Raw genomic sequence first — 9,553 nt, 5'->3', positions numbered from 1 at the left:
CGAGCAGGCTCGCTCCCACAGTTGATCTTTGTCGATCACAAAAACCAATGTGGGAGCGAGCCTGCTCGCGATGGGGCCCTCAATCCAGGCCCAATTTCTTCAAGCGATAACGCATCGACCGAAACGAAAGGCTCAACCGCTGCGCCGCCGCCGTGCGATTCCAGCGCGTTTCTTCCAGCGCTTGCAGAATCAGCTTCCGCTCGACGTTCTCCAGGTAATCCTCAAGATTGTCGATCTGCGTCAGATCGGCAATCCCGCCGTCCGCCGCGCAGTTGCCTTCGCTCAGACGTAAATCTTCAGCCTCGATCGTGCGGTTTTCACACAAGGTGTGTGCCCGCTCAAGCACGTTTTCCAACTCCCGCACGTTCCCCGGAAACCGGTAATTCTTCAGCGCTTCCAACGCCTGAGGATGTAAACGCGCTGCCGGTTGGCCGGTGTCCTTGGCCAAACGCTTGAGCATGTGCGCCGCCAACACTTCGATGTCATCGCGCCGCTCTCGCAAGGGCGGCACGCGCAGTTCGATCACGTTCAAGCGGTAATAAAGATCCTGACGAAAGCGTTCGGCCGCGACCTCTGCATCGAGATCCTTGTGCGTGGCGCAGAGAATCCGCACATCAACCACGCTTTCCTGCTGGCCGCCGACACTGCGCACGGCTTTTTCCTGAATCGCCCGCAGCAGTTTGACCTGCATCGACAGCGGCAAGTCGGCCACTTCATCGAGGAATAACGTGCCGCCATGAGCTGCCTGAAACAGCCCCGGCTTGTCCTCGACCGCGCCGGTGAAACTGCCTTTGCGATGGCCGAAAAACTCGCTTTCCATCAGTTCCGACGGGATCGCTCCACAGTTCACCGGCACGAACGGCTGACCAGCGCGCGGCCCTTGCTCGTGGATCAGACGCGCAACCAGTTCCTTGCCACTGCCGGACTCGCCACTGATGTAAACCGGCGCCTGACTGCGCGCGAGTTTGTCGATTTGCTTGCGCAGACTACGCATGGGCGGTGAGTCGCCGAGCAAGCGCCGATCGATGGAGGTCAGGCTGCCTCCCGCCGCCGGCATGCGCAGGGCGGTGCCGACCAGTTCGCGCAAGCGGGTAAGGTCCACCGGTTTGGTGAGAAAGTCGAAAGCCCCTGCTTTCAAGGCGTTGATCGCCGTTTCCAGGCTGCCATAGGCAGTGATCATCGCCACCGGCAATTGTGGATAACGTTGCTGCATTTGCTGCACCAGTTCCAGCCCAGTACCGTCGGGCAAGCGCATGTCGGTCAGGCACAGGTCAAAGTTCTCGCGGTTCAACAACGCCTGGGCTTCAGCCAGATTACGCGCGCTGCAGGTGTCGAGTTTCATCCGTCCCAGGGTGATTTCCAGGAGTTCGCGGATATCCGGTTCGTCGTCGACGATGAGGATTTTTTGCCGTGGGCTCGTGTTCAACTTTGTTTCCGTCCGTGAGCAAAGGTGATGCGAAAGCAGCCGCCGTCTTGGCGTGACTGGAAGTCTAGGCGCGCTTGGTTGCTTTCGCACAGCTCACGGGACAGATAAAGCCCAAGGCCGGTGCCCTGGCTGCTGGTGGTGAAGAAGGGTTCGAACAGATGTGTTTGTTCATCGGCAGGCACGCCGGGACCGTTGTCCTGCACTTCGAGGACTGCCAACTGGCTGTCGGGATCGCTGAACAACGATAGCCAGACTTCGGCCTGATCATGCAGCAGGGCGCTGTGGCGCCAGCCGTTGCGTAACAGATTGTCGAGAATTTGCGTGAGCTGGTTCGGGTCCATCAGCGTGGTGAAATCTCCCGAATTGATCCGCAGGTGAATCTGCTGGCGTTCGCTGGCCTGTTCACGGCTTTCGGCAACGAAGTTTTCCAGCCATGGCTTGAGATCCAGGCGTTGCGGCGCGCTTTGTTGGCGGCGGGACAGTTGCAGGACGTTTTCGATGACTCGGTTCATGCGCTGGGAGTGGTCTTGAATAATCTGCGTCAGACGCCGATCCGCGCGGTCGAGTTCCTCGGACTCAGCCAATAGCTGTGCGGCGTGACTGATGGCACCCAGCGGATTGCGGATCTCGTGGGCGATGCCGGCGGTCAGGCGGCCAAGCGCGGCCAGTTTCAGTTGCTGAGCTTGCTGGGCGATTTGCGCGAGGTCTTCAAGAAACACCAGGGTTTGCTGGTTCGGGCTTTGTTCGAGGGCGATGAAGCTTGGTTGCAGTTCCAGGCCATTGCCGGGGATTTTCAGGCTCTGCGGGCGCAAGGTTGGGTTGTTCATCCACAGTTGCAGGCGATCGACCAGCGCCGTGGAATAGTCATCGATCAAATGCCCCTGAAGGTGCGACTGCGCGAGCAGGGTTTGTGCGCTGTGGTTGGCCAACTGCACCCGGCGCGCCTCGTCGAGCACCAGAATGCCGGTGCGCATGCGTTGCAGGATCAACGCGTTGAGGGCTTCGAGACTGACCACTTCGCTGGCACGTTGCTCGGCGAGGGTTTCGCTGACTTCGAGGCGGCGGATCAGCCCCTGCACCAGCAACGACGCGGCAAAGCACAGGGCACCGAGTGTGCCGGCCTGCAAGTATTCATTGGCGCTCAGGGGGTGATTGAAGCCGAGCAGGAAACTCGAGCCGACGATGCCCAGCGCACCGATGGCGGCGATCAACAGGCCGATGCGTCGCCGTAGCAAGGTGTTGCTGATCGCCACCGAGACAATCAGCAAATTGCCCAGGGCACTACCGACACCGCCCGCCGCAAAGAACAAACCGCATAAAAGCAGGACATCGACGAGGGCCAGGCTGAACAGTTGCGCCGGCCGTCGGGTGTTCTCCAGGAACACCACCAACAGAATATTGAGGATCAGGTACAGCCAACTGCCGCCGCGCAGCAATTCGTCATTGGCCGACGTCAGCAGGCGGTTGTCCATGTTGCTGGAGATCAGCAGCACCAGCGTGATGCCGATACTCAAGCGGTAGAGATGATAAAGGCGCAGCAGGCGCTGCGCCTGTTTGCTGTCGGCGTGGGTGGCCTCAGCGATCACGGGTACCCGGGCCTTGCTCAAGGTGAGCCTGGCTGCAATACCACTGTTGTTGCACGCTCAGCGCGCGATCGCGCGGCAGGTGCACGCCGCAATGGGCGCAGCGCACCATCGGTGGAGCATCCTGTTCGCGAGGGGCACGGTTGGATTGATTGGACGCGGCAGGCGCCTTGAATTTACGCCACAACCATATCGCGGCGAAAATCACGACGATCCAGAACAATAAACGAAGCATGATGAGCGGCTTTTCGACTGATGATCCGGCAGTTTAGCCAAGGACCTGACGAGCGCACAGCTGATTAAAGCGCGGAAATGAAAAAGGGAGATCCGCAGATCTCCCTTTTCTGTACATCCGGTGTGATCAGTCGAACACGCCGAAGGTCATGTAGCTGAACCACGAACGGTCGGTGTTGCTCGACTCGGGCTCCGGCTCTTCGATCACGTCGCCGTTTTCGTCCTTAGGCTTGAGCTCGTTCGGGATCGCGTCTTTCGCATCCTGGAACTGCTTCTGCACGTCCTGGTTGGCGCGGGTTTCTCCCGGCGGCAGCGGTGGACGCGATTCGATCAGACCCAAAGTCGCCTTGCTCAGGAACGAGCGGTTGTCGGCTTCAGCAACCCGTGGCACGAACTGGCCGTCTTGCAGGCTCGGGTGGTTCGGGTAGTTGAGCTTCAGGGTCTCCAGGCTGGTCGCCGCCAGTTCGTCCAGGTGCAGACGCTGGTAGGCTTCAGTCATTACCGCCAGGCCGTCACCGACCGATGGGGTTTCCTGGAAGTTTTCCACGACATAACGACCACGGTTGGCAGCGGCTACATAAGCCTGACGGGTCAGGTAGTAGTCGGCCACGTGGATTTCGTAGGCGGCCAGCAGGTTGCGCAGGTAGATCATGCGCTGCTTGGCGTCCGGCGCGTAGCGGCTGTTCGGGTATCGGCTGGTCAGCTGGGCGAACTCGTTGTACGAGTCGCGCGCGGCGCCCGGGTCACGCTTGGTCATGTCCAGCGGCAGGAAGCGCGCCAGCAGGCCAACGTCCTGGTCGAACGAAGTCAGGCCTTTCAGGTAGTACGCGTAATCCACGTTCGGATGCTGCGGATGCAAACGAATGAAACGCTCGGCGGCAGACTTTGCAGCTTCCGGCTCGGCGTTCTTATAGTTGGCGTAGATCAGTTCCAGCTGTGCCTGATCGGCGTAGCGACCGAACGGATAACGCGACTCCAGAGCCTTCAGCTTGGCTGTAGCGCTGGTGTAGCTGTTGTTGTCCAGGTCAGTCTGAGCCTGCTGATACAGCTCGGCTTCGCTGAGGTTTTCGTCTACGACTTCCTTCGATGAGCAAGCAGCGGTCAATGCGAGGATGGCGATCAGCAGCAGGTGTTTCACTTGCATGGCGGCTTGCGTCCCTATGACGGCCGCTGTCTTGGGCGGGGCCGTCCTGTTATGATGAGCGCCCCGTTGAAAAGCCTCGGGGCAAAAGACGCCCGTATTTAACCACAAGCGCGCAGCCGAAACCAAAGGCTGTGCCGACGCCCAGTCAGAGCATGTCCGATAAAATTGAACTTCGCGCAGAGGTGCCGTCCGATTTGGGCGGCCAACGCCTCGATCAAGTCGCCGCCCAACTCTTCGCTGAGCACTCACGCTCGCGCCTTTCCGCCTGGATCAAAGAAGGTCGCCTGACTGTGGACGGGGCGGTCATCCGCCCTCGCGACATCGTGCACGGCGGTGCCATCCTTGAGCTGACTGCTGAGCAGGAAGCCCAGGGCGAGTGGATCGCCCAGGACATCGAGCTCGACATCGTCTATGAAGACGACGACATCCTGGTGATCAACAAGCCTGCGGGCCTGGTGGTGCACCCGGCTGCCGGTCACGCCGATGGCACGCTGCTCAACGCGTTGCTGCACCATGTGCCGGACATCATCAATGTCCCGCGCGCCGGTATCGTGCATCGTCTGGACAAGGACACCACCGGTCTGATGGTGGTGGCCAAGACCATTCAGGCGCAGACCAAGCTGGTTACGCAATTGCAGAGCCGCAGCGTCAGCCGGATCTACGAGTGCATCGTGATTGGCGTGGTCACCGCCGGGGGCAAGATCAACGCCCCGATTGGTCGCCACGGCCAGCAGCGCCAGCGCATGGCGGTGATGGAGGGCGGCAAGCCTGCCGTCAGCCACTACCGCGTGCTGGAGCGCTTCCGTTCCCACACCCATGTACGGGTGAAACTGGAAACCGGTCGTACGCACCAGATCCGCGTGCACATGGCGCACATCAACTTCCCGTTGGTCGGCGACCCGGCGTACGGCGGTCGTTTCCGCATTCCGCCAGCCGCTAACCCGACGATGGTTGAATCCCTCAAGCACTTCCCGCGTCAGGCGCTGCATGCACGCTTCCTGGAACTCGATCACCCGACGAGCGGCGAGCGCATGAGCTGGGAATCGCCGCTGCCGGAGGATTTCGTCTGGCTGCTGACCCTGCTCAAGCAGGATCGCGAGGCTTTCGTCGGATGAACTGGCTGACGCCGGACTGGCCTGCGCCGGCCTGCGTCAAAGCCTGCGTCACCACCCGCGAGGGCGGTGTCAGCGAGGTGCCGTTCGACAGCCTCAATCTGGGCGATCATGTCGATGATCGTCCTGAGGCCGTCGCCGAGAACCGTCGGCGTCTGACCGAGCACTTCTCTATACAGCCTGCCTGGTTGCAGCAAGTGCACGGGATTGCCGTGGCGCACGCTGATCCGGGGATCGTTGCGACTGCAGATGCGAGCTGGACGGCAACGCCGGGTATTGCCTGCGCGGCGATGACGGCGGATTGTCTGCCGGCATTGTTCTGCGATCGTGCGGGTACTCGCGTCGCGGCGGCTCACGCCGGTTGGCGTGGTCTGGCGGCGGGCGTGCTTGAGGCAACCCTCGACAGTCTCGATGTTCCGGCTGCAGAGGTGCTGGTCTGGCTCGGCCCGGCCATTGGCCCAAAAGCCTTTGAAGTCGGCCCCGAAGTACGGGAAGTCTTCGTCAATCAACTGCCCGAAGCGGCAAAAGCCTTCGCGCCGAGCGACAATGCCGGCAAGTTCATGGCGGACATTTATCTGCTGGCGCGCCTGCGTCTGGCTGAGCGGGGTGTCACCGCTGTTTATGGTGGCGGTTTCTGCACCGTGACCGATCCACGCTTCTTTTCTTATCGCCGTGCGTCGCGCACCGGTCGCTTTGCCTCCCTCGTTTGGCTCGCCCGCTAGACTTGTCTGACTTACATCAACTCTCCGACGCTTGAATCTCCCAGAATCGACCGCATCTACAGTGGTATCTGGCAGGTTTCTTTATTCAGGATGGTTTTCAGGTCCGGCCTGCTCAAAAGGAAGGTGACCCCATGCGTATAGACCGTTTAACCAGCAAATTACAGTTGGCCTTGTCCGACGCCCAGTCGTTGGCTGTCGGCCACGATCATCCGGCGATTGAGCCGGCGCACTTGATGCAAGCCATGCTTGAACAGCAGGGTGGTTCGATCAAACCTCTGCTGATGCAGGTGGGCTTCGACGTCAACAGCTTGCGTAAAGAGCTGACCAAAGAGCTCGACCAGTTACCGAAAATCCAGAACCCGACTGGTGACGTCAACATGTCGCAGGATCTGGCGCGCCTGCTTAATCAAGCTGACCGTCTGGCCCAGCAGAAGGGCGATCAGTTCATTTCCAGCGAACTGGTGCTGCTCGCGGCGATGGACGAGAACAGCAAGCTCGGCAAATTGCTGCTCGGCCAGGGCGTGAGCAAGAAAGCCCTGGAAAACGCGATCAACAACCTGCGTGGCGGCGAAGCGGTAAACGACGCCAACCACGAGGAGTCGCGGCAGGCGTTGGACAAGTACACCGTCGACCTGACCAAGCGCGCCGAAGAAGGCAAGCTCGATCCGGTGATCGGTCGTGATGACGAAATTCGTCGCACCATTCAGGTTCTGCAACGCCGCACCAAGAACAACCCGGTGTTGATCGGTGAGCCAGGCGTGGGTAAAACCGCGATTGCCGAAGGTCTGGCCCAGCGCATCATCAACGGCGAAGTGCCGGACGGCCTCAAAGGCAAGCGTCTGCTCTCGCTGGACATGGGGGCGCTGATTGCCGGTGCCAAGTATCGCGGCGAGTTCGAAGAGCGCCTGAAGTCGCTGCTCAACGAGCTGTCGAAGCAGGAAGGGCAGATCATTCTGTTCATCGACGAACTGCACACCATGGTCGGCGCCGGTAAAGGCGAAGGCTCGATGGATGCCGGCAACATGCTCAAGCCTGCGCTGGCGCGCGGTGAGTTGCACTGCGTCGGCGCGACCACGCTCAACGAGTACCGCCAATATATAGAGAAGGACGCAGCGCTTGAGCGACGCTTCCAGAAAGTCCTGGTGGATGAGCCGAGCGAAGAAGACACCATCGCCATCCTGCGTGGCCTCAAAGAGCGTTATGAGGTTCACCACAAAGTGGCGATCACCGACGGCGCGATCATCGCGGCGGCCAAGCTCAGCCATCGCTACATCACCGATCGGCAGTTGCCGGACAAGGCCATCGACCTGATCGACGAAGCCGCCAGCCGCATTCGCATGGAAATCGATTCCAAGCCGGAAGTACTGGATCGTCTGGAACGTCGCCTGATTCAGTTGAAGGTGGAATCCCAAGCGCTGAAGAAAGAAAGCGACGACGCGGCGAAGAAACGCCTGGAAAAACTCCAGGAAGAAATCGAGCGTCACGAGCGGGAGTATTCGGATCTGGAAGAAATCTGGAACTCGGAAAAAGCCGAGGTGCAGGGTTCTGCGCAGATTCAGCAGAAGATCGAGCAGTCGCGTCAGGAACTGGAAGCGGCGCGCCGTAAGGGCGACCTGAACCGCATGGCCGAGTTGCAGTACGGGGTTATCCCGGATCTGGAGCGCAGTCTGCAAATGGTCGATCAGCATGGCAAGAGCGAAAACCAGTTGCTGCGCAGCAAGGTGACTGAAGAAGAAATCGCTGAAGTCGTGTCGAAGTGGACCGGCATCCCTGTGTCGAAAATGCTCGAAGGCGAGCGCGACAAGCTGATGAAGATGGAAAGCCTGTTGCACCAACGTGTGATCGGTCAGGACGAAGCAGTGGTCGCCGTCGCCAACGCAGTGCGCCGTTCGCGTGCCGGGTTGTCCGACCCGAATCGTCCGAGCGGTTCGTTCATGTTCCTCGGCCCGACCGGTGTCGGTAAAACCGAGCTGTGCAAGGCGTTGGCCGAATTCCTCTTTGATACTGAAGAGGCGATGGTGCGGATCGACATGTCCGAGTTCATGGAGAAACATTCTGTGGCTCGCCTGATCGGTGCACCACCGGGATACGTCGGTTACGAAGAGGGCGGTTACCTGACCGAGGCGGTACGTCGCAAGCCTTACTCGGTGATCCTGCTGGACGAGGTCGAGAAGGCGCACCCGGATGTGTTCAACATCCTCCTGCAAGTGCTTGAGGATGGTCGTCTGACCGACAGCCATGGCCGCACGGTGGACTTCCGCAATACCGTCATCGTCATGACCTCGAACCTCGGTTCGGTGCAGATCCAGGAACTGGTCGGTGATCGTGAGGCGCAACGTGCTGCAGTAATGGATGCGCTGACGTCGCACTTCCGTCCGGAGTTCATCAACCGGGTCGACGAAGTGGTGATCTTCGAGCCTCTGGCACGGGATCAGATCGCGGGCATTACCGAGATCCAGTTGGGCCGTCTGCGCAGCCGTCTGGCCGAGCGCGAGCTGAGGCTGGAGCTGAGTCCGGAGGCGATGGACAAGCTGATCGCCGTTGGTTACGACCCGGTGTATGGCGCACGTCCTTTGAAACGAGCGATTCAGCGCTGGATCGAAAACCCGCTGGCGCAGTTGATCCTCTCGGGTCACTTCATGCCGGGCGATACGGCGACCGGCACGGTCGAGAACGACGAAATCGTTTTCAACTGAGCCAAAGCGCCAGGGAAAAAAGGAGGGCCCCACATTGTGGGGCCTTTTTTTTCGTTAGGCTGTTGAACTCAAAGGAAAAGGCTTGTAAAGTGCGCCCCGCAGTCAGTCACCGGCAGCGTTTCAATCCTCTGGATTGAAAACTGAAATAAGTTGCAAATCATTAACTTGAAAGCAATTTAGGGGGTTGACAGAGGTGTTCTAGGTTGTAGAATAGCGCGCCTCAGACACACGAACGCAGCGATGCGAAAACGGTGTCGAGAAGCTTCAGGTTTCACAGTTGTAAATTGAAATGTGTAGTTCCGTGATAGCTCAGTCGGTAGAGCAAATGACTGTTAATCATTGGGTCCCAGGTTCGAGTCCTGGTCACGGAGCCAATTTCAAACCGGGGTATAGCGCAGTCCGGTAGCGCGCCTGCTTTGGGAGCAGGATGTCAGGAGTTCGAATCCCCTTACCCCGACCATTTTTGGGTCGTTAGCTCAGTTGGTAGAGCAGTTGGCTTTTAACCAATTGGTCGTAGGTTCGAATCCCACACGACCCACCATTTTTGAAACCAGTTTGCGCTGGGATCGAATCTTAAGATCAGAGGCCAAAAGCGCTGATCGAAGAAGGCGATCTTTGAAAGGTCGCCTTTTTTTT

7 protein-coding genes and 3 tRNA genes are annotated in these 9,553 nt (G+C 59.4%); 6 read left to right on the top strand and 4 right to left on the bottom strand.

Features of this window, described 5'->3' with window-relative positions; translation table 11 throughout:
• Window positions 1–79: 79 nt before the first annotated feature.
• The 4 genes from M9827_RS22195 to M9827_RS22180 all read right to left on the bottom strand — a co-directional run bounded on the left by M9827_RS22195 (window position 80) and on the right by M9827_RS22180 (window position 4,387).
• On the bottom strand, window positions 80–1,426 hold the full coding sequence (locus M9827_RS22195; protein ID WP_250607152.1) for a sigma-54-dependent transcriptional regulator: 1,347 nt from the start codon (window positions 1,424–1,426) through the stop codon (window positions 80–82).
• Window positions 1,423–3,012, bottom strand: a complete 1,590-nt coding sequence (locus M9827_RS22190) for a sensor histidine kinase (RefSeq protein ID WP_250607151.1) — start codon at window positions 3,010–3,012, stop codon at window positions 1,423–1,425. Before M9827_RS22190 ends, M9827_RS22195 begins: the two co-directional genes overlap by 4 nt.
• Window positions 3,002–3,244: a PP0621 family protein gene (locus M9827_RS22185; protein ID WP_093434843.1), complete on the bottom strand. Its 243-nt coding sequence runs from the start codon at window positions 3,242–3,244 to the stop codon at window positions 3,002–3,004. Before M9827_RS22185 ends, M9827_RS22190 begins: the two co-directional genes overlap by 11 nt.
• A 126-nt stretch (window positions 3,245–3,370) precedes the next feature.
• Window positions 3,371–4,387 carry an outer membrane protein assembly factor BamD gene (locus M9827_RS22180; protein WP_007909854.1) on the bottom strand — a complete coding sequence of 339 codons (1,017 nt, stop codon included), beginning with the start codon at window positions 4,385–4,387 and terminating at the stop codon, window positions 3,371–3,373.
• 152 nt (window positions 4,388–4,539) lie between these two features.
• Here M9827_RS22180 and rluD point away from each other — a divergent pair, with 152 nt between their 5' ends.
• From rluD to M9827_RS22150, 6 genes are all read left to right on the top strand, one after another.
• Entirely contained in the window at window positions 4,540–5,502 is a 963-nt protein-coding gene (rluD, locus tag M9827_RS22175) for a 23S rRNA pseudouridine(1911/1915/1917) synthase RluD (protein ID WP_250607150.1), read from the top strand.
• Window positions 5,499–6,221 (top strand): peptidoglycan editing factor PgeF, encoded by a 723-nt coding sequence (gene pgeF, locus M9827_RS22170; RefSeq protein WP_250607149.1) that lies wholly within the window; start codon window positions 5,499–5,501, stop codon window positions 6,219–6,221. Before rluD ends, pgeF begins: the two co-directional genes overlap by 4 nt.
• Window positions 6,222–6,352: 131 nt before the next feature.
• Window positions 6,353–8,917, top strand: a complete 2,565-nt coding sequence (gene clpB, locus M9827_RS22165; protein ID WP_250607148.1) for an ATP-dependent chaperone ClpB — start codon at window positions 6,353–6,355, stop codon at window positions 8,915–8,917.
• Window positions 8,918–9,215: 298 nt separating this feature from the next.
• A tRNA-Asn gene (locus tag M9827_RS22160) sits at window positions 9,216–9,291 on the top strand.
• Window positions 9,292–9,300: 9 nt separating this feature from the next.
• Window positions 9,301–9,377 (top strand) — tRNA-Pro (locus M9827_RS22155).
• A 5-nt stretch (window positions 9,378–9,382) separates the two neighbouring features.
• A tRNA-Lys gene (locus M9827_RS22150) sits at window positions 9,383–9,458 on the top strand.
• The last annotated feature ends 95 nt before the right edge of the window (window positions 9,459–9,553 follow it).

Origin of the sequence: Pseudomonas sp. AKS31 (assembly GCF_023634765.1) — a bacterium.
Classification (GTDB): domain Bacteria; phylum Pseudomonadota; class Gammaproteobacteria; order Pseudomonadales; family Pseudomonadaceae; genus Aquipseudomonas.
This window is presented reverse-complemented; position numbering and strand designations above follow the sequence as displayed.